Source organism: Streptomyces cellostaticus, from assembly GCF_023630175.1.
Taxonomy (GTDB): Bacteria; Actinomycetota; Actinomycetes; order Streptomycetales; family Streptomycetaceae; genus Streptomyces; species Streptomyces cellostaticus_A.
This window is the reverse complement of the sequence record NZ_JALLIN010000004.1, coordinates 1-18,773: the sequence shown is the minus strand read 5'-3', so window position 1 is coordinate 18,773 and position 18,773 is coordinate 1. Positions and strand designations below refer to the sequence as shown.

Sequence of the window (18,773 nt, the reverse complement as noted above, 5' to 3'; positions counted from 1 at the left end):
CCTGACCGCCGGGCCGTCATCGGTGACACGGCGACGACTGCTCACCGGCCTGTCCGGGGCGGGCCTGGTCGTCGCGGCCGGAGGCGGCACGACGGCCTGGTGGCTCGGCACGCGAAACGGCACGGCGTCCCGGAGCACGAAGACCAGCGACCCATTCGACATCCCGCCACCCGCGCGGACCCCGGTGGAGAGGTTGGACCACCGACTCGACTCGGACGAACCCGCCGGCGACCATCCCGCGAACATCTGGTCGCTGAGCGATGTAGCGGACATCTACTCACCCGGGCTGCTGCCGGTGCGGGACGTGCTCGTCTTCGGCGCCGCCAGCGGCGGTATCGCGGGGCACGACGTCACGAACGGCAAGCGGCGCTGGAGTGCGCCGGACATCCTGGTGAAGAGCGGGTACCTGTCCCTGTCGGATCGGCTGGTCGTGTGCGCGGACACCCAGGGCGCACTGCGCACCTTCGTCCCGTCCACCGGAGTGGCCAAGTGGACATGTGCGGAAGCGGAAGCGGCAACGATGCTGGCCGCCGACGCGGAGGCGGTGTACGTCCTCACGACGGGGGGCGAGGTGCGCAGCGTAGGCCGCTCGGACGCGAAGGTCCGGTGGACGGCGACCGTTCCGGCTGATTTCCGCGAGAACTTGATCAATCCCGCCGTCGTCGGGCAGGGGAGGCTCGTCCTGGCGGCGTCGAACGGCAGCGTCCTCGCCGTCCGGACGGGCGACGGCCGTGCCGCATGGAGCCGGACGGCGGACCTCGACGAACACGACATCAAGGTGCGTCCGGCCATTTCCGGAGACACCGCGTATGTCAACGGCAGAACACTCGAGGCTCGCCGCCTCAGCGACGGGAACACGATCTGGAGCATCAAGTGCACAGGCGCCGGCGCCCGGGACGGCTGGGGTTCACCGGCCGTGGACGCGGAGGCGGTCTACGCCGGCGACGGCAACCACCCCACGCGCTTGGACAAGCGCGACGGAAGTCGCATGTGGACGCCCGAGCAGACCGGATACGCCGGTGAGTCGATGACCTCACTGGACAAGAGCCGCATTCTGGTGGCGGCCCACGCCGTGTGGGCCTTCGACTCCACAGGTATGAACGCGAATCCGACCGAGCTCATCGCAGCCAAGGTGGCCGATGGCCAACAGGTATGGGGATACCCGCTGCCCGACTTCGACACGGTCCGTCTCGCCGCCGCGGGCAACCGGGTCTTCGTCATGTACGACAGCGAGCTCGAGGCCCTGACGACGTTCTGAGACGGAGAGGCGGCCCGTAGCGTCGGACGTGAGGGCACCTCCCGTTCCCTCTCCCAGCCGTGGAGTTCGCAGCACCGCTGGGACGCGGACGGCGGTACGGCGAAATCGGTGACGGCCTTCTCCGTCGATGCCGCGTCGACCGGATCGCCTTGCTGCCTGAGCATCGCGAAGACCCCGCGTGGTCGCCCGGCCCGCCGAAGCGTTCGTCGAAGTCGGCGGGCCGGGGCGCCGGCGCCGCTCATCAGCACCCCACTCGACCCACCCGGACACGAGTGACCGGGGCACGAGTGCCAGGAGACCCCCGGCCGCGGCGCGTGCTCAGTCCACCTCTTCCGCGACCTGCCCCACCTGCACCATGGGCTTCCCCCGCTTCCGCGACACGAACACACCGCGGCCCGCCGGCATCGGGCGTGGCCGTACGCCGCCCAGCAGGTCGCCCTCGGCCGGGTCGCCCGCGAGGACGACGCCCTGGGCGCCGAGTTCCTTGATGCGCTGCATGAAGGACTCGTAGCCGGCGCGGCCCGCGCCCGCCGTGGAGCGGGCGATGATGAAGCGGACGCCGACGTCGCGGGCGAACGGGAGCAGTTCCGTCAGGCCCGCCAGCGGGTTGCCGCTCGACGTGGACACGAGGTCGTAGTCGTCGATGACGACGTACACCGTGGGACCTTGCCACCAGCTCCGGTTGCGGAGCTGCTCCGGGGTCACGTCGGCCGTCGGGGTGCGGCGCTGCATCAGGTCGGCCAGAGCGTCCATGTGGTGCTGCATCTGGTTCGACATGGGGATGTACTCCGCCAGGTGGGACGGCGGCGTCACACCGAGCAGCGAGCGGCGGTTGTCGACGACGAACAGCTTGCAGGTGTTGCCGTCGTAGCGCTCGGTGAGACGCTTGATCAGCAGCTTCAGCAGGTTCGACTTGCCGGACTCGCTCTCGCCGAACACCAGGAAGAACGGGTCCTGCTCGAAGTCCACGAACACCGGCTCGAGGTTGTCCTCGTCGAGCGCGAAGGAGATGCCGCGCTGCGGGAAGCGGTCGCCCGGCGGAAGCTGCGCCGCCGGGAACTCGCGCGGCAGCAGCCGCACCTCCGGTGCGCCCGGCTCCTGCCAGTGGCGGGTGACCTCGGCCGCGAGGGCGGCCGTCGCCTCCGCGAGGTCCGTGTCGGAGGAGAGGCCGTCGATTCGCGGGACCGCCGCCATGAAGTGCTGCTTCTGCGGGGTCTGGCCGCGCCCCGGCACCCCGGTGGGGACGTTGGCCGCGACCTTGCGGTCGAACTCGGAGTCCATCGGGTCGCCGAGCCGCAGCTCGAGGCGGTTCATCAGGTGGTCCTTGAGGTTCGCGCGGACCTCCATCGAGCGCGACGCGGTGAGGATGAGGTGGATGCCGTAGCCCAGACCGCGCGCGGCGATGTCCAGGACCAGCGGCTCCAACGCCTCGTAGTCCGTACGGAAGTTGCCCCAGCCGTCGATGACCAGGAAGACGTCGCCCCAGGGCTGGTCGGTCGGCGAGATGTCGCCGCGTGCGCGGCGGGAGCGGAACTCCGCGATGGAGGAGATCCCCGAGGAGCGGAAGTACTCCTCGCGGCGGGTCATGACGCCGTACACCTCGGCAGCGGTGCGCCGGACCTTCTCGGGGTCCAGGCGGGAGGCGACGCCGCCCACGTGCGGCAGGCCGGCCACCGCGGCCATGCCGCCACCACCGAAGTCCAGGCCGTAGATCTGCACTTCCCGCGGGGTGTGGGTGAGGGCGAACGAGGCGATGATCGAGCGCAGCAGCGTCGACTTGCCGGACTGCGGGCCGCCGATGATCTGCATGTGGCCGGCCGCGCCGCCGAAGTCCGTCCACAGCGGGTCGCGCCGCTGCTCGTAGGGCTTGTCGACGAGCCCGACCGGGACGACGAGCCGGCCCGCGCCCTCGTAGCCCGGCTGGGTCATGCCGCGGCCGGGTACCGGGGCGAGGCCGGGAAGCAGCGCGTCCAGCGACGGCGGGCTGTCCAGCGGGGGCAGCCACACCTGGTGGGCGCTCGGGCCCTGGGCCTCGAGGCGCCGCACGATCACGTCGAGCACGGTGTCGGCGAGCGCGTCGTCCTGCTGCTTCTCGGGAGTCTCCGGTCGCTGCTTCGGGACCGGCGCGTACCGCACCGGGACCTCGGCCGCCGTGAACAGCACCGGCCTGCGGTCGACGGGCAGCGGACCGCCCAGCGCGGCGGCCGCCTGCGAACCGGTGCGGTACACGCCGGAGACGTACGCCGCCTTGAAGCGCACCATCTCGTCGGTGCCGAACTTCAGGAAACCCGAACCCGGCACGTTCGGCAGTTCGTAGGCGTCCGGCACGCCCAGCGCCGCACGCGACTCGGCCGCCGAGAACGTGCGCAGACCGATGCGGTACGAGAGGTAGGTCTCCAGGCCCCGCAGCCGGCCCTCCTCCAGGCGCTGCGAGGCCAGCAGCAGGTGCACGCCGAGCGAACGGCCGATACGGCCGATCTGCACGAACATCTCGATGAAGTCGGGCTTCGCGGTGAGCAGTTCGCTGAACTCGTCGATCACCAGGACGAGGGACGGGATCGGCTGCAGCGGGGCTCCCGCAGCGCGCGCCTTCTCGTAGTCGTGGATGTTCGCGTAGTTGCCGGCGTCGCGGAGCATCTCCTGGCGGCGGTTGAGCTCACCGCGGATCGAGTCACCCATGCGGTCGACCAGGGTCAGGTCGTCCGCGAGGTTGGTGATCACGGCCGCCACGTGCGGCATCTGGGCCATGCCCGCGAACGTGGCACCACCCTTGAAGTCCGCGAGGACGAAGTTCAGCGTCTCCGAGGAATGGGTCACGGCGAGACCGAGGACCAGTGTGCGCAGCAGCTCCGACTTGCCGGAGCCGGTCGCGCCGACGCACAGTCCGTGCGGGCCCATGCCCTCCTGGGCGGCCTCCTTGAGGTCCAGCATCACGGGCCGGCCGTCCTCGCCGAGACCGATCGGCACGCGCAGCCGCTCCGACTGCGAGCGCGGCCGCCAGGTCCGCTTCGTGTCGACCGAGGCCGCGTCGCCCAGGTTCAGCAGGTCCGTGAACTCCAGGTTGGCGAGCAGCGGCTCGTCGTCGTCCCCGCCCGAACCCATGCGCAGGGGCGCCAGTTGACGGGCCAGGGCCTCGGCGGCCTCGTACGACAGGACGTCCGGCGTTCCCTCGTAGACCATGCCGTGCGCCGACTCCAGGCGCAGCTCCCGCGGGTGCACGACGACGGAGAGGTCACCGCGGCCGGTGGTGAGGTCGCCGGGCACGACCTCGAGCACCGTCACGCCCTGCAAGCCCTCGGGGCTCGCCAGCAGCGACGTGGGCGGCAGCGAGACGCCGTCGAGCACGACCACCACGTGCGGCTGCTCCGCGACCGGCGGGGCGCCGGGGTGGAAACGGGGGCGGCCCTGGAGGCGGGAGGCGAGCCGGTCCTCCAGCTCCACCGGACTGGTGGTGATCAGGCGCACGCTGCCGGCGCCGTCGGTGAGGCCCGGGGCCTGCGCGTGCGGCAGCCACTTCGCCCACTCCCACTCGGGCGCCGACTCCCGGCCGGTGACGACGGCGACGACCAGGTCCTCGGGGGAGTGCAGGGAGGCCAGGGAACCGGCGACCGCGCGGGCGGTGCCGCGCACGGTGTCCGGCTCGCCGCTGATCGTCACGTGGTAGAAGGCCCGCAGCGACACCGCCATCGGCAGGTCGTCCAGGGCGCTGTGCGCGGCCAGGAAGCGCTGCATGGCGCCCGCGGTCAGCGGCTCCAGCTCGTCGACCGGGGCGGTCTGCGGCGGAATCAGGGGAGTTGCCAGGGCCTGCGGGCCGAGCCCCACCCGCACCTGCCCGAAGTCCTCGTCACCGGTGCGCCGCTCCCACACCCGGCTGCCCTCGGCGACCAGCGCCCACAGTTGCTCGGGTGAAGGGTGGAGGTAGAACTGCGCGTCGCGCTGCGCCCGCGCGGTGCCCAGGGCCTCGCGCCGGGTCTGCGACAGGTAACGGAGGTAGTCGCGGCGCATGTCGGCCATCTGCCCCTGGCTGCCGCGCCGGTAGCGGACCAGCATCGAGATGCCCATGCCGATCGTCGACGCCACCATGACCAGGCCCATGATCTTCATGAACGGCTGGGCCTGGGGGTTGAAGAAGAACACCACGGACCCGCCCATGCCGAGCATGGGCAGGAGCTGCATCAGCGCGCCCTCCTGCTGACCGCGCGGGAGCTCCGGCGGTGCCTGCAGTACGACCTCGTCCGTGGGCACTTCCTTCGGCAGTGCCCTTGGCGGGCGCTTGACGACGATGTGGCTCACTACGCACCAATTCCCTTGCCGGACCGAGATGTTTCGTCCGCCGCCCCGTGTCAGGCGAACGTCGACCGCGAAGCGCGATCCTACTGACAACCACGGACAACAGCGGGCGGTAGGGTGCCGTTGAGACGCGTGAGCAGTTGCGAATCGTTCCGGGAGAAACCGGGCAATCCGCAACGGTTCGAAGTGAGCGCCATCCAGCGAACCCCGGATGCGACCCCGCGGTCGGCCGACGGAACGGAAGGCGCGGCTCAACCTACACAGGATCTTTACGGGCGGAAGGGTGCGCGGCGGCACCGCGGGCCCGCCCCACCGACGAGGGGGAACAGCAGGTGAGCATGACGGCCTCCGCGCCGGCCGGCGCGACCGGTGGACCGGGCACCGGAGCCCCTTCCGGGGCGGGCATGGGTTTCGGCTTCTGCCGGGTCACCATCGTGGCCCCCGACAGCCGCATCGACGTGGCGCTGCCCGACGACGTACCGGTCGCCGACCTGTACCCGGAGATCCTGCGCCTCTCCCAGCAGAGTCCCGCCGAGGGCGCGCCGGTCGGCTACCACCTGGTCCGGCGGGACGGCACCGTCCTCGACGGCGCCCGCTCCTTCACCGCCCAGCGCATCCTGGACGGCGAACTGCTCACCCTGCGCCCGTTCGCCGAGTCCCTGCCGCCCGCCGTCCTCGACGACGTCTCCGAGGCGGTGGCCTCCGCCGTCACCCGTGACCGCACCCTGTGGAGCGGAGACCTCACCCGCGCCGCCGGCCTGGTCGCGGCCGGCATCCTGCCCGCGCTCCTCGCGTTCGTGGCCTGGAGCTCGCAGATCCGGCACGACATGAACAGCCTGCAGGGCGTCATCGCGGGAGTCACCGGCCTGCTGCTCGTCGGCATCGCCTGCGTACGCGCGCGCGTGTACGAGGACCGGGGCTCCGCGGTCGCGCTCGGGCTCGGGGCGCTGCCGAACGTCGGCGTGGCGGGCTCGGGGCTGCTGCCGCTCTCCGGCGGCGAGGGCATCGGGCGGCTGCAGTTCCTGCTCGCCTGCGCGGCGGTCCTCGTCGCCTCCGTGGTGCTCACCCTGGTGTCGCCGGGCGGTGACGGGCCCTTCGTCGCGTTCGTCTTCGCCTCCGCCGTCGGCCTGATCACCACCTTCGTCGCGATCCTCACCGAGCTGCGGCCCATCGAGACCGCGGCCGTCTGCGCCCCGCTGTCCGTCGTGGCGCTCGCCTTCCTGCCGGGTCTGTCCATGCGCTTCGCGCGGCTGCCCATCGGTTTCGAGCCGCCCAACCCGTCCCGCGGCGGCTACGGCGGCGGCGAGCCCGCCCCGCAGGAGCCCGTGGACGCCGAACGGGTGGCCGCCCAGGCCCGCCGCGGCCACGAACTGCTCGTCGGCCTCGTCGGCGGCTGCGCCCTCGTGGCCGTCGGCGCCTCGATCGTGCTCGGCTTCTCCAGCAACACCTGGGCGCAGCTCCTGGCCCTCGCGACCGGTGTGGCGATGCTGATGCGGGCGCACCTGTTCCGCTACACCCAGCAGGTCGGCGCCACCCTGGCGGCGGGCCTCGCCGCCATCGTCTTCCTCGGCCTGGGTCTCGCCCTGAACCCGCCGCGCGACTACGTGATCGACGCCTTCCAGGGCGACACCACCGCCCTCGACATCCGCAGCGTCTGGCTCGCCGCGGCGGTGGGCGCGGCGATCGCCCTGGTCACCGCGATCGCCCTGATCACCCCGCGGCGCGGCGTCACCCCCTTCTGGGGACGCTTCCTGGAGATCGCCGAGAGCTTCGTGCTGCTCACGCTGATCCCGCTGGCGCTGGCCGTCTTCGACGTCTACGCGCAGGCCCGGGCGATGACCAGCTAGTGCCGCGTCGGCCGGGGTTCGCCCCGTCGCGATGCCCGGCGGGCACCGTCGCCGCACCGGCCGGAGCCCGGGTGCGCCCGGTACGAGGGCTTCCGCCCGGCACGCCGGGGGCACCCGCCGGACACCGCTCCTCGACGGGCGAACCCCGGCCGACGCGGCACTGAGGTCTTCCGTTCGGATCCGGCCGCACCCCGCGAGCCCGCGCGATCCGAACGAGAGGCGCTGGGGGAGACGGCAACCCACCGGCGCCGGCACCGGCGGAGGGCGGCACGCGCGCGTGCCGCCCTCCGCCGTACTCGCCCAGTACTCGCCCGGTGCTTGCTCAGTCCGCCGCGAGCCCGCCGTTGTGCGGCATCGGCTTCAGGTCGAACTCGCCGTCGCGGGCGCCCAGGACGAAGGCCCGCCACTCGGCCTCCGTGTAGCGCAGGACGGTGCCCGGGTCGAGGGAGGAGCGCATCGCCACCGCCCCCGCGGGCAGGTACGCGATCTCGACCCGCTCCTCGTGCTCCTCGGTGCCCGGCGCGCAGTGCCACTCGGCGTCCGAGATGTCGAGCGCGTACAGCTCGTCCCGCTCCCGCTCCTTGCGTGCCTTCATCTCCGCTTCCGACTCCGCCATCCCGAAGCGACCCCTTCCCGACGTACGTACGCTCAGTACGGTCACCCTAGTGGCGGCCGCCCCGCGCTCCGGGGCGTTCCGGAACCGGGGCCGAGGGGCCCTCGGCCGCCTGGTACCCTGGTCGACGGCCGTTTGTGTACGCACCCCCGGAGCAACCGCAGGTATCGCCTGCCGCCCTGGAGGCCGCGCTCAGCGGATCCCCGCCTCCCGAGTCGTGGAAGCTCCCCCGAGATGTGGACCGGGGGCACTCGAAGGCACTTATCAGACTATTGAGGAGTACGCGTGTCGCTCGACGCCGCTACGAAGAAGCAGATCATCACCGAGTTCGGTACCAAGGAGGGCGACACCGGCTCCCCCGAGGTCCAGGTCGCCATGCTGTCGCGTCGCATCTCCGACCTGACGGAGCACCTCAAGACCCACAAGCACGACCACCACTCCCGCCGTGGTCTGCTGATCCTGGTCGGTCAGCGCCGTCGCCTGCTGCAGTACCTGGCGAAGAAGGACATCCAGCGCTTCCGTACGCTGGTCGACCGTCTGGGCATCCGCCGCGGTGCGGCGGGCGCGAAGTAGCACGCCGTGAAGGGAGCGGTTCCCGAAATGACTCGGGGGCCGCTCCCTTTGCCGTACGTGCGGAACGTGCGGAACGTGCGCGGTGTCACACCCGCTTTGTAGTGTGGTAGCACAACGCAGTACGCACGACACGGAACACGTACGGCAGACCCGTACAAAACAGAACGAGGAGGAGCGCACCTCGCCGCCGCCGGTCCTCGGTAGTGGCCCCCGGGGGGAAGTGAGCCCCGGGTGCTTCGATCGAAGACCGGCCCGCACCAGACGGAGCGCTTCTCCACAAACGTCCCCCCGCCACACGGGCGGCGAGGGACGAAGACGAGGAGAAAACGCTAGTGGAGAACGAGACCCACTACGCCGAGGCCGTCATCGACAACGGCGCCTTCGGCACCCGCACCATCCGCTTCGAGACGGGCCGCCTGGCCAAGCAGGCCGCCGGCTCCGCCGTGGCGTACCTGGACGACGACACCATGGTGCTGTCGGCCACCAGCGCTTCCAAGAAGCCCAAGGACCAGCTCGACTTCTTCCCCCTGACGGTGGACGTCGAGGAGCGCATGTACGCCGCCGGCAAGATCCCCGGCAGCTTCTTCCGCCGCGAGGGCCGTCCCTCCGAGGACGCCGTCCTCACCTGCCGTCTCATCGACCGTCCGCTGCGTCCGTCCTTCAAGAAGGGCCTTCGCAACGAGATCCAGGTCGTCGCCACGATCATGGCGCTCAACCCCGACCACCTGTACGACGTCGTGGCGATCAACGCCGCCTCCGCGTCCACCCAGCTCGCGGGTCTGCCCTTCTCCGGCCCGGTCGGCGGCGTCCGCGTCGCGCTGATCAACGGCCAGTGGGTCGCGTTCCCGACGCACACCGAGCTCGAGGACGCCGTCTTCGACATGGTCGTCGCCGGTCGCGTCCTGGAGGACGGCGACGTCGCGATCATGATGGTCGAGGCCGAGGCCACCGACAAGACCATCCAGCTGGTCAAGGGCGGTGCCGAGGCGCCGACCGAGGAGGTCGTGGCCGCCGGCCTCGAGGCCGCGAAGCCCTTCATCAAGGTCCTGTGCAAGGCGCAGTCGGACCTCGCCGCGAAGGCCGCCAAGCCGACCGCCGAGTTCCCGATCTTCCTGGACTACGAGGACGACGTCCTCGAGGCCCTGACCGCCGCGGTCCGCAGCGAGCTCGCCCAGGCGCTCACCATCGCCGGCAAGCAGGACCGCGAGGCCGAGCTGGACCGCGTCAAGGACATCGCCGCCGAGAAGCTGCTCCCGCAGTTCGAGGGCCGCGAGAAGGAGATCTCCGCCGCGTACCGCGCGCTGACCAAGAAGCTGGTCCGCGAGCGTGTCATCAAGGACAAGGTCCGTATCGACGGCCGCGGCGTCACGGACATCCGTACGCTGGCCGCCGAGGTCGAGGCCATCCCGCGCGTGCACGGCTCGGCGCTGTTCGAGCGTGGCGAGACCCAGATCCTGGGCGTCACCACCCTGAACATGCTCCGCATGGAGCAGCAGCTGGACACCCTCTCCCCGGTGACCCGCAAGCGCTACATGCACAACTACAACTTCCCGCCGTACTCCGTCGGTGAGACGGGCCGCGTCGGCTCCCCCAAGCGCCGCGAGATCGGTCACGGCGCGCTCGCCGAGCGCGCGATCGTGCCGGTCCTGCCGACGCGCGAGGAGTTCCCCTACGCGATCCGCCAGGTGTCCGAGGCCCTCGGCTCCAACGGCTCGACGTCCATGGGCTCGGTCTGCGCCTCCACCATGTCGCTGCTGAACGCCGGTGTGCCGCTCAAGGCCCCCGTCGCCGGTATCGCCATGGGCCTGATCTCCCAGGAGATCGACGGCCAGACGCACTACGTCGCCCTCACCGACATCCTCGGTGCGGAGGACGCCTTCGGCGACATGGACTTCAAGGTCGCCGGCACCAAGGAGTTCGTGACCGCCCTCCAGCTCGACACCAAGCTGGACGGCATCCCGGCCTCCGTCCTGGCCGCGGCCCTCAAGCAGGCCCGCGACGCCCGCCTCCACATCCTCGACGTGATGATGGAAGCGATCGACACGCCGGACGAGATGTCCCCGAACGCCCCGCGGATCATCACCGTCAAGATCCCCGTGGACAAGATCGGTGAGGTCATCGGCCCCAAGGGCAAGATGATCAACCAGATCCAGGAGGACACCGGCGCCGAGATCACGATCGAGGACGACGGCACCATCTACATCGGTGCCGCCGACGGCCCGGCCGCCGAGGCCGCCCGCGCCACGATCAACGGCATCGCCAACCCGACCATGCCGGAGGTCGGCGAGCGCTACCTGGGCACCGTCGTGAAGACGACGACCTTCGGTGCGTTCGTGTCGCTGCTCCCGGGCAAGGACGGTCTGCTGCACATCTCGCAGATCCGCAAGCTCGCCGGCGGCAAGCGCGTGGAGAACGTCGAGGACGTCCTCGGTGTGGGCCAGAAGGTCCAGGTCGAGATCGCCGAGATCGACTCCCGCGGCAAGCTGTCCCTCGTTCCGGTGATCGAGGGCGATGAAGGCGACGAGACGAAGAAGGACGACGCCGACCAGTGACGTCCCGTGGCTCCAAGGCGACGGCCCGCACCTCTTCGGAGGCGCGGGCCGTCGCCCGTACCCAAACCCTCATCAAGGGCACCGGCGGCATCGGCACGGTCCGCAAGACCACCCTCCCCGGTGGCCTGCGCATCGTCACCGAGACCCTGCCCTCCGTGCGCTCGGCCACCTTCGGCATCTGGGCGCACGTGGGCTCCCGCGACGAGACCCCGTCGCTGAACGGCGCCACGCACTACCTGGAGCACCTGCTCTTCAAGGGCACCGCCAAGCGCAGCGCGCTGGACATCTCCGCCGCGATCGACGCCGTCGGCGGCGAGATGAACGCGTTCACGGCCAAGGAGTACACGTGCTACTACGCGCGCGTGCTCGACACCGACCTGCCGCTCGCCATCGACGTCGTCTGCGACATGCTGACCGGCTCGCTGATCCTCGAGGAGGACGTCAACGTCGAGCGCGGCGCCATCCTCGAAGAGATCGCGATGACCGAGGACGACCCGGGCGACTGCGTGCACGACCTGTTCGCGCACACCATGTTCGGTGACAACGCCCTCGGCCGCCCGGTCCTCGGCACCGTGGACACGGTCAACGCCCTCACCGCCGACCGCATCCGCCGCTTCTACAGGAAGCACTACGACCCGACCCACCTCGTGGTCGCCTGCGCCGGCAACATCGACCACAACAAGGTCGTACGGCAGGTCCGCGCCGCCTTCGAGAAGGCGGAGGCCTTCACGGACCCCGGCGCGCAGCCCATCGCCCCGCGCGACGGCCGCCGCGCGATCCGCGCGACCGGCAGGATGGAGCTGCTCACCCGCAAGACCGAGCAGGCGCACGTCGTCCTCGGCATGCCGGGCCTCGCCCGCGCCGACGACCGCCGCTGGGCGATGGGCGTGCTCAACACCGCCCTCGGCGGCGGCATGTCCTCCCGCCTCTTCCAGGAGGTCCGGGAGAAGCGCGGCCTCGCCTACAGCGTGTACTCGTACACCTCGGGCTTCGCCGACTGCGGCCTGTTCGGCGTGTACGCCGGCTGCCGGCCCAGCCAGGTGCACGACGTGCTGAGGATCTGCCGGGACGAGCTCGACCAGGTCGCCCAGAACGGCCTCTCCGACGACGAGATCGGCAGGGCCGTCGGTCAGCTCCAGGGCTCCACCGTCCTGGGCCTGGAGGACACCGGCGCGCTGATGAACCGCATCGGCAAGAGCGAGCTGTGCTGGGGCGAGCAGATGTCCGTGGACGACATGCTGGCGAAGATAGCCGCGGTCACCCCGGACGAGGTCCGCTCGGTCGCCCGGGACGTCCTGGGCCAACGCCCGTCGCTGTCGGTCATCGGCCCGCTGAAGGACAAGCAGGCCGCACGACTGCGCGACGCCGTCGCCTAATCACCTCCGGTAAGGAAGCAACAGATGAGCAAGCTACGCGTGGCGGTACTCGGCGCCAAGGGCCGGATCGGGTCCGAGGCGGTACGGGCGGTCGAGGCCGCCGAGGACATGGAGCTGGTCGCCGCCCTGGGCCGGGGCGACAAGCTGGAGACCCTGGCGGACACCGGCGCCCAGGTCGCCGTCGAACTCACCACCCCCGCCTCCGTCATGGGCAACCTCGACTTCTGCGTGCGCCACGGCATCCACGCGGTGGTCGGTACGACGGGCTGGACCGAGGAGCGCCTCGCGCAGCTGACGGGCTGGCTCGCCCAGTTCCCGCAGACGGGCGTCCTCATCGCGCCGAACTTCTCCATCGGCGCGGTGCTCACCATGAGGTTCGCGCAGCTCGCCGCCCCGTACTTCGAGTCGGTCGAGGTCGTCGAGCTGCACCACCCGAACAAGGTGGACGCCCCCTCCGGGACCGCCGCCCGCACGGCCCAGCTCATCGCCGAGGCCCGCCGCCGGGCCGGTTCGGCCCCGGCGCCGGACGCCACCGTGACCGCCCTGGACGGCGCCCGCGGGGCGGACGTCGACGGCGTGCCCGTGCACTCCGTCCGGCTGCGCGGCCTGCTGGCCCACCAGGAGGTGCTGCTCGGCGCCGAGGGCGAGACCCTCACCATCCGGCACGACTCCCTGCACCACAGCAGCTTCATGCCGGGCATCCTGCTCGGCGCCCGCCGCGTGGTGTCGACCCCGGGCCTCACCTTCGGCCTGGAACACTTCCTCGACCTGAGCTGAGCCCGAACACGTCATGCGCGCGAAGATCACCTACCTCGTCACGGCCGCCGTCCTGGTCTTCTACTTCGTCCTGGTCGGCAGCCGCGGCGTCATGCTCATACAGACCGGCACACTCCTGACCGTCGCCTTCGGCGTCGCGGTACTCGTCCTGCCGGTCATCGGCCTGTGGTTCCTGTGGAAGAACACCCAGTTCGTCCGCAGGGCCAACCAGTTGGCGGCCGAACTCGAGGCCGAGGGCGGCCTGCCCGTGGACGAGCTGAGGCGCACCCCGAGCGGCCGTGTCGACCGCGACTCGGCGGACGAGGTGTTCGCCCGGCGCAAGGCAGAGACGGAGGCGGCCCCGGACGACTGGCGCAGTTGGTTCCGCCTCGCCGTCGCCTACCACGACGCCCGCGACACCCCGCGTGCCCGAAAGGCGATGCAGCGGGCGATCGCCCTGCACGACGGCAGGCCCGCCCAGGTCTGACGCGCCGGGCCGGGCCGGCCGGGTACGAGCAAGGGGCCGGACCGCGTGCACCGCGGGCCGGCCCCTTCGTCATGGTCCGGGGAAGATCAGCCGCGCCCGTACTCCGCGGCCCACGCCTCCACGGTGTCCGCCGCCCGGTCGAAGGCCGCGGGCCGGTCCAGGAAGTCGAGGGAGTGCGTGGTCAGCAGCGGCGGAGTGTCCTCGACGGCCCGGTCCTTGCGCACGAGCGTCAGCGCCTGACCCTGCACGGTGCGCGGCAGCCCGAGCCAGCGCACCGGCTGCTGAGCCGTCCGCACCGCGATCACCCGCTGCCAGGGCGCGGTACGCGTGACCAGGAAACCCACCTGGCGCAGCCCGCGCGCGCTCACCCACACGCCCATGCGCAGGACGCGCAGCGCCGAGGCGATGACGGTCAGCGCCAGGGCCAGGACCAGGCCCGCGGCGGACACCGAGTCGGTCAGGGCGATGAGGACCGCCCCGAACAGCACGAACGAGGAGAGCAGAAGTCCCAGGGCGGCACCGCCCACCCGCCACGGCCCGGGCCGGTAGGGCCGCCGCCAGCGGTCCCGGTCGTCGTACGGCAGCGGGCTCTCGGAAGCCGCGTCGAAGGAGCGGTCGGCCGTCAGGAAGGGCAGGGGCACGGCTGGTCCTCACTCGATCCTCGCTGGGGCTGTGCCCGGTGAGGCTATCCGGCCGGGTTCGCGCCCACCACCCTTGGGCGGCCGTAAGGGTCAGTGGCCCCGGGAGTGCCCCTGCGAGGCCTGGGACTGCTGGTCCGGCGCACCGGACGGTGTGGACAGCGCCGGCATTCCGAGGACCAGGGCCCCGACCAGCCCGGCGATGACGGTCAGGCCCAGCAGCCAGCGCCCGGCCAGTTCACCGAGCGACGCCCGCTCACGGGGCGGGGGAGTGACATTGCTGCGGAACCGGTCCGCCTCGGCCGGGAAGACGAAGGGCACGGGCTCACCGGAGGCACCTCCCTGCGGTCGCCGGGAGAGGGACATCGCGGGCTCAGCTCCTTTCGGGGTCGGACGATCAGGCCTTACCGGTACAGACGCGCGAGTGGCACAAAAGGTGCCCTTGTCCGAAAAAATGCGTGGCAAGGTCACTGTTCGGGGGTGTCAGGGGTGCCCCGTACAGTGGGCGCGAACCTCAAGAAGTGATGGGAAGGACCCCCGTGACCACCCCCGAGTCGCTCACTTTCCGCAGCGATGTCACCGTCGAGCTGGTGAAGTCCAGCGCGTCGGACGCCGACGTCCTCTTCGCCGCCCGCGTCTCCACCGTCGGCGAGCAGTCGCTGGACGAGCTGAAGAAGGATCCGGAGCGCTCCAAGGGCCTGATCAACTACCTGATGCGCGACCGCCACGGCAGCCCGTTCGAGCACAACTCGATGACCTTCTTCATCAGCGCACCGATCTTCGTCTTCCGCGAGTTCATGCGGCACCGGGTCGGCTGGTCGTACAACGAGGAGTCGGGCCGCTACCGGGAGCTCGAGCCGGTCTTCTACGTCCCCGGCGAGGACCGCAAACTGGTCCAGGAGGGCCGCCCGGGCAAGTACGTCTTCGTCGAGGGCACGCAGACCCAGCGGGAGGCGGTGCGCGGCACCCTGGAGGAGTCCTACGAGCAGGCGTACACGGCCTACCGGAAGCTCCTCGCCGAGGGCGTCGCCCGCGAGGTGGCCCGCGCCGCTCTTCCCGTCGGTCTCTTCTCCTCGATGTACGCCACCTGCAACGCCCGCTCCCTGATGCACTTCCTCGGTCTGCGCACCCAGCACGAACTGGCCAAGGTGCCGTCCTTCCCGCAGCGGGAGATCGAGATGGTCGGCGAGCTGATGGAGGCGGAATGGGCCCGGCTCATGCCGCTCACATATGCCGCCTTCAACGCGAACGGACGTGTGGCTCCGTAACGAAGCCCTGTTCCCCCACGCGGAACGGATGTACGGATCAGCCGGGCGAAGTGTCCGTATTGCGGCATTCGGAGAAGTTCATCTAGCCTGATCAAACGGACCCGGCACTGCTTGAACCCCCGAGCAGGCAGTGCCGGGCTCCGCATTTGTCCTGACTTACCCGGCCCCCCACGGGCAGACCACGCCTGGAGCACCGAGTAGCGTGTTACCCATGGCTCCGACCTCGACTCCGCAGACCCCCTTCGGGCGGGTCCTCACCGCCATGGTCACGCCTTTCACGGCGGACGGCGCACTCGACCTCGACGGCGCGCAGCGGCTCGCCGCCCACCTGGTGGACGCAGGCAACGACGGCCTGATCATCAACGGCACCACCGGCGAGTCCCCCACCACCAGCAACGCGGAGAAAGCGGATCTCGTACGAGCCGTGGTGGAAGCGGTCGGCGACCGCGCCCACGTCGTGGCCGGAGTCGGCACCAACGACACCCGCCACAGCATCGAACTGGCCGGCGACGCGGAGCGCGCCGGCGCGCACGGCCTGCTGGTCGTGACCCCGTACTACAACAAGCCCCCTCAGGAGGGCCTGTACCGGCACTTCACGGCCATCGCGGACACCACCGGGCTGCCGGTCATGCTCTACGACATTCCCGGCCGCAGCGGGGTCCCGATCAACACCGAGACCCTGGTCCGCCTGGCCGAGCACCCGCGCATCGTCGCCAACAAGGACGCCAAGGGCGACCTCGGCCGGGCCGGCTGGGCCATCGCACGCTCCGGCCTCGCCTGGTACTCCGGTGACGACATGCTGAACCTGCCGCTGCTCTCCGTGGGCGCGGTCGGCTTCGTCTCCGTCGTCGGCCATGTTGTCACCCCCGACCTGCGTGCCCTCGTGGACGCGTACACCTCGGGCGACGTCGTCAAGGCCACGGAGATCCACCAGAAGCTGCTCCCGGTGTACACCGGCATGTTCCGTACGCAGGGCGTCATGACCACCAAGGCCGCTCTGACCCTCCAGGGGCTGCCCGCGGGACCCCTGCGGGCGCCCATGGTCGAGTGCTCGCCCGAGGAGATCGCCCAGCTCAAGATCGATCTTGCCGCCGGCGGGGTACAGCTCTGACAACAGACTTGGCACCACCCGAGCTTGACAACTGAATCGGACAACAGAACAGCGGGCCACCGGTGCCCGCACCCCACAACGACAACTGCTTCTGCACGAACGTCATGCGCGCCACGTGCCCGACCGGTACGTGGCGCGCATGGTGAGGAGAGTCTTTTGAGTCATCCGCATCCTGAACTCGGACCGCCCCCGTCGCTCCCCGAGGGCGGCCTGCGCGTCACTCCGCTCGGCGGTCTCGGCGAGATCGGCCGGAACATGACGGTCTTCGAATACGGGGGCCGCCTGCTGATCGTCGACTGCGGAGTGCTCTTCCCCGAGGAGGAGCAGCCCGGAATCGACCTGATCCTGCCGGACTTCTCGTCCATCCGGGACCGTCTCGACGACATCGAGGGCATCGTCCTCACCCACGGGCACGAGGACCACATCGGTGGCGTCCCCTTCCTGCTCCGCGAGAAGCCGGACATCCCGCTCATCGGCTCCAAGCTGACCCTCGCGCTCATCGAGGCCAAGCTCCAGGAGCACCGGATCCGCCCCTACACCCTCGAGGTGGCGGAGGGGAACCGGGAGCGCATCGGTCCCTTCGACTGCGAGTTCATCGCGGTCAACCACTCCATCCCGGACGCCCTGGCGGTCGCCATCCGCACCCCCGCCGGCATGGCCGTGCACACGGGCGACTTCAAGATGGACCAGCTTCCGCTGGACAACCGCCTCACCGACCTGCACGCGTTCGCCCGGCTCAGCGAGGAGGGCATCGACCTCCTCCTGAGCGACTCGACGAACGCCGAGGTCCCGGGCTTCACACCGCACGAGCGGGACATCTCCAACGTCCTGCGCCAGGTCTTCGCCGGAGCCCGCAAGCGGATCATCGTGGCGAGCTTCGCCAGCCATGTCCACCGCATCCAGCAGATCCTGGACGCGGCCCACGAGTACGGCCGCCGGGTCGCCTTCGTCGGCCGCTCGATGGTCCGCAACATGGGCATCGCGCGCGACCTCGGCTACCTGAAGGTCCCGCCGGGCCTGGTCGTGGACGTCAAGACCCTCGACGACCTCCCGGACCACGAGGTGGTCCTGGTCTGCACGGGCTCCCAGGGCGAACCCATGGCCGCCCTGTCCCGCATGGCCAACCGCGACCACCAGATCCGCATCGTCCCCGGCGACACGGTGATCCTGGCGTCGTCCCTCATCCCGGGCAACGAGAACGCGGTGTACCGCGTGATCAACGGCCTGACCCGCTGGGGCGCCAACGTCGTGCACAAGGGCAACGCCAAGGTGCACGTCTCCGGCCACGCGTCCGCGGGCGAGCTGCTGTACTTCTACAACATCTGCCGCCCGAAGAACCTGATGCCCGTCCACGGCGAATGGCGGCACCTGCGCGCCAACGCCGAGCTGGGCGCGATGACCGGTGTCCCGCACGACCGGATCGTCATCGCTGAGGACGGCGTGGTGGTCGACCTCGTCCAGGGCAAGGCCCGGATCTCCGGCAAGGTGCAGGCCGGGTACGTGTACGTCGACGGCCTCTCCGTCGGCGATGTGGGCGAGCCGGCCCTGAAGGACCGCAAGATCCTGGGCGACGAGGGCATCATCTCGGTCTTCGTGGTGGTGGACTCGTCCACCGGCAAGATCACGGGCGGCCCGCACATCCAGGCCCGTGGCTCCGGCATCGAGGACTCCGCCTTCACCGGCGTCGTCCCGAAGATCAACGAGGCGCTGGAGCGCTCCGCCCAGGACGGCGTCGTGGAGCCGCACCAGTTGCAGCAGTTGATCCGCCGCACCTTGGGCAAGTGGGTCTCGGACACCTACCGCCGCAGGCCGATGATCCTGCCGGTCGTCGTGGAGGTCTGACACGTCGACTGCGTGAACTGGGAGCGGGGCGCCTCGATTTGCATCGGGGCACCCCGCTCCAGTACGTTTACGGCTCCGCCCGAGGGGGAACCCCAGAGCTTCATGCGCTGGACGACGGTGACCTCGGATCGGGTGGGAAATCCGGCTCAGAACTTCTGATAA

At 70.6% G+C, this 18,773-nt stretch carries 14 protein-coding genes; 10 read left to right on the top strand and 4 right to left on the bottom strand.

What is annotated here, in order from left to right; translation table 11 throughout:
- The first annotated feature begins 22 nt into the window (after nt 1-22).
- Nucleotides 23-1,258, top strand: coding sequence for an outer membrane protein assembly factor BamB family protein (locus MXD57_RS31735; RefSeq protein ID WP_250399751.1), 1,236 nt, complete (start codon nt 23-25; stop codon nt 1,256-1,258).
- Between the two features lie 318 nt (nt 1,259-1,576).
- On the opposite strand, the gene eccCa is transcribed toward MXD57_RS31735, so the two are convergent.
- Nucleotides 1,577-5,551, bottom strand: coding sequence for a type VII secretion protein EccCa (eccCa, locus tag MXD57_RS03380; RefSeq protein ID WP_250399750.1), 3,975 nt, complete (start codon nt 5,549-5,551; stop codon nt 1,577-1,579).
- 335 nt (nt 5,552-5,886) lie between these two features.
- On the opposite strand from eccCa, the gene eccD reads away from it, so the two are divergent.
- On the top strand, nt 5,887-7,395 hold the full coding sequence (gene eccD / locus MXD57_RS03375; RefSeq protein ID WP_250399902.1) for a type VII secretion integral membrane protein EccD: 1,509 nt from the start codon (nt 5,887-5,889) through the stop codon (nt 7,393-7,395).
- Between the two features lie 322 nt (nt 7,396-7,717).
- Here eccD and MXD57_RS03370 read toward each other — a convergent pair whose 3' ends face one another.
- Nucleotides 7,718-8,011 carry a DUF397 domain-containing protein gene (locus tag MXD57_RS03370; protein WP_250399749.1) on the bottom strand — a complete coding sequence of 98 codons (294 nt, stop codon included), beginning with the start codon at nt 8,009-8,011 and terminating at the stop codon, nt 7,718-7,720.
- A gap of 282 nt (nt 8,012-8,293) precedes the next feature.
- On the opposite strand from MXD57_RS03370, the gene rpsO reads away from it, so the two are divergent.
- The 5 genes from rpsO to MXD57_RS03345 all read left to right on the top strand — a co-directional run bounded on the left by rpsO (nt 8,294) and on the right by MXD57_RS03345 (nt 13,752).
- Complete coding sequence (gene rpsO / locus MXD57_RS03365) at nt 8,294-8,581, top strand: 30S ribosomal protein S15 (protein ID WP_020138875.1); 288 nt, start codon at nt 8,294-8,296, stop codon at nt 8,579-8,581.
- A gap of 332 nt (nt 8,582-8,913) precedes the next feature.
- On the top strand, nt 8,914-11,133 hold the full coding sequence (locus tag MXD57_RS03360; RefSeq protein WP_250399748.1) for a polyribonucleotide nucleotidyltransferase: 2,220 nt from the start codon (nt 8,914-8,916) through the stop codon (nt 11,131-11,133).
- On the top strand, nt 11,130-12,509 hold the full coding sequence (locus MXD57_RS03355; RefSeq protein ID WP_250399747.1) for a M16 family metallopeptidase: 1,380 nt from the start codon (nt 11,130-11,132) through the stop codon (nt 12,507-12,509). The genes MXD57_RS03360 and MXD57_RS03355 overlap by 4 nt, the downstream gene beginning before the upstream one ends.
- A gap of 24 nt (nt 12,510-12,533) precedes the next feature.
- Nucleotides 12,534-13,286 carry a 4-hydroxy-tetrahydrodipicolinate reductase gene (gene dapB / locus MXD57_RS03350; protein ID WP_250399746.1) on the top strand — a complete coding sequence of 251 codons (753 nt, stop codon included), beginning with the start codon at nt 12,534-12,536 and terminating at the stop codon, nt 13,284-13,286.
- Between the two features lie 13 nt (nt 13,287-13,299).
- On the top strand, nt 13,300-13,752 hold the full coding sequence (locus MXD57_RS03345) for a hypothetical protein (RefSeq protein WP_250399745.1): 453 nt from the start codon (nt 13,300-13,302) through the stop codon (nt 13,750-13,752).
- An 86-nt stretch (nt 13,753-13,838) separates the two neighbouring features.
- On the opposite strand, the gene MXD57_RS03340 is transcribed toward MXD57_RS03345, so the two are convergent.
- Together MXD57_RS03340 and MXD57_RS03335 are read right to left on the bottom strand one after the other, a co-directional pair.
- Complete coding sequence (locus tag MXD57_RS03340) at nt 13,839-14,393, bottom strand: hypothetical protein (RefSeq protein WP_250399744.1); 555 nt, start codon at nt 14,391-14,393, stop codon at nt 13,839-13,841.
- Nucleotides 14,394-14,483: 90 nt separating this feature from the next.
- Complete coding sequence (locus tag MXD57_RS03335; RefSeq protein ID WP_250399743.1) at nt 14,484-14,756, bottom strand: hypothetical protein; 273 nt, start codon at nt 14,754-14,756, stop codon at nt 14,484-14,486.
- A 158-nt stretch (nt 14,757-14,914) separates the two neighbouring features.
- On the opposite strand from MXD57_RS03335, the gene thyX reads away from it, so the two are divergent.
- The 3 genes from thyX (at nt 14,915) to MXD57_RS03320 (ending at nt 18,611) form a co-directional block, all read left to right on the top strand.
- The gene (thyX, locus tag MXD57_RS03330; RefSeq protein WP_250399742.1) at nt 14,915-15,658 is read left to right on the top strand and encodes an FAD-dependent thymidylate synthase; all 744 of its coding nucleotides are present in this window, start codon (nt 14,915-14,917) and stop codon (nt 15,656-15,658) included.
- 211 nt (nt 15,659-15,869) lie between these two features.
- Complete coding sequence (gene dapA / locus MXD57_RS03325) at nt 15,870-16,769, top strand: 4-hydroxy-tetrahydrodipicolinate synthase (RefSeq protein WP_250399741.1); 900 nt, start codon at nt 15,870-15,872, stop codon at nt 16,767-16,769.
- A 156-nt stretch (nt 16,770-16,925) separates the two neighbouring features.
- Nucleotides 16,926-18,611 carry a ribonuclease J gene (locus MXD57_RS03320; RefSeq protein WP_250399740.1) on the top strand — a complete coding sequence of 562 codons (1,686 nt, stop codon included), beginning with the start codon at nt 16,926-16,928 and terminating at the stop codon, nt 18,609-18,611.
- Nucleotides 18,612-18,773 lie beyond the last annotated feature (162 nt).

Bases quoted from the DNA above. Each gene is read 5' to 3' on its own strand.
- thyX (WP_250399742.1), top strand. From the start codon at position 14,915: ATGGGAAGGACCCCCGTGACCACCCCCGAGTCGCTCACTTTCCGCAGC.
- eccD (WP_250399902.1), top strand. From the start codon at position 5,887: ATGACGGCCTCCGCGCCGGCCGGCGCGACCGGTGGACCGGGCACCGGA.
- MXD57_RS03370 (WP_250399749.1), bottom strand. From the start codon at position 8,011: ATGGCGGAGTCGGAAGCGGAGATGAAGGCACGCAAGGAGCGGGAGCGG.
- dapB (WP_250399746.1), top strand. From the start codon at position 12,534: ATGAGCAAGCTACGCGTGGCGGTACTCGGCGCCAAGGGCCGGATCGGG.
- MXD57_RS03345 (WP_250399745.1), top strand. From the start codon at position 13,300: ATGCGCGCGAAGATCACCTACCTCGTCACGGCCGCCGTCCTGGTCTTC.
- dapA (WP_250399741.1), top strand. From the start codon at position 15,870: ATGGCTCCGACCTCGACTCCGCAGACCCCCTTCGGGCGGGTCCTCACC.
- MXD57_RS03335 (WP_250399743.1), bottom strand. From the start codon at position 14,756: ATGTCCCTCTCCCGGCGACCGCAGGGAGGTGCCTCCGGTGAGCCCGTG.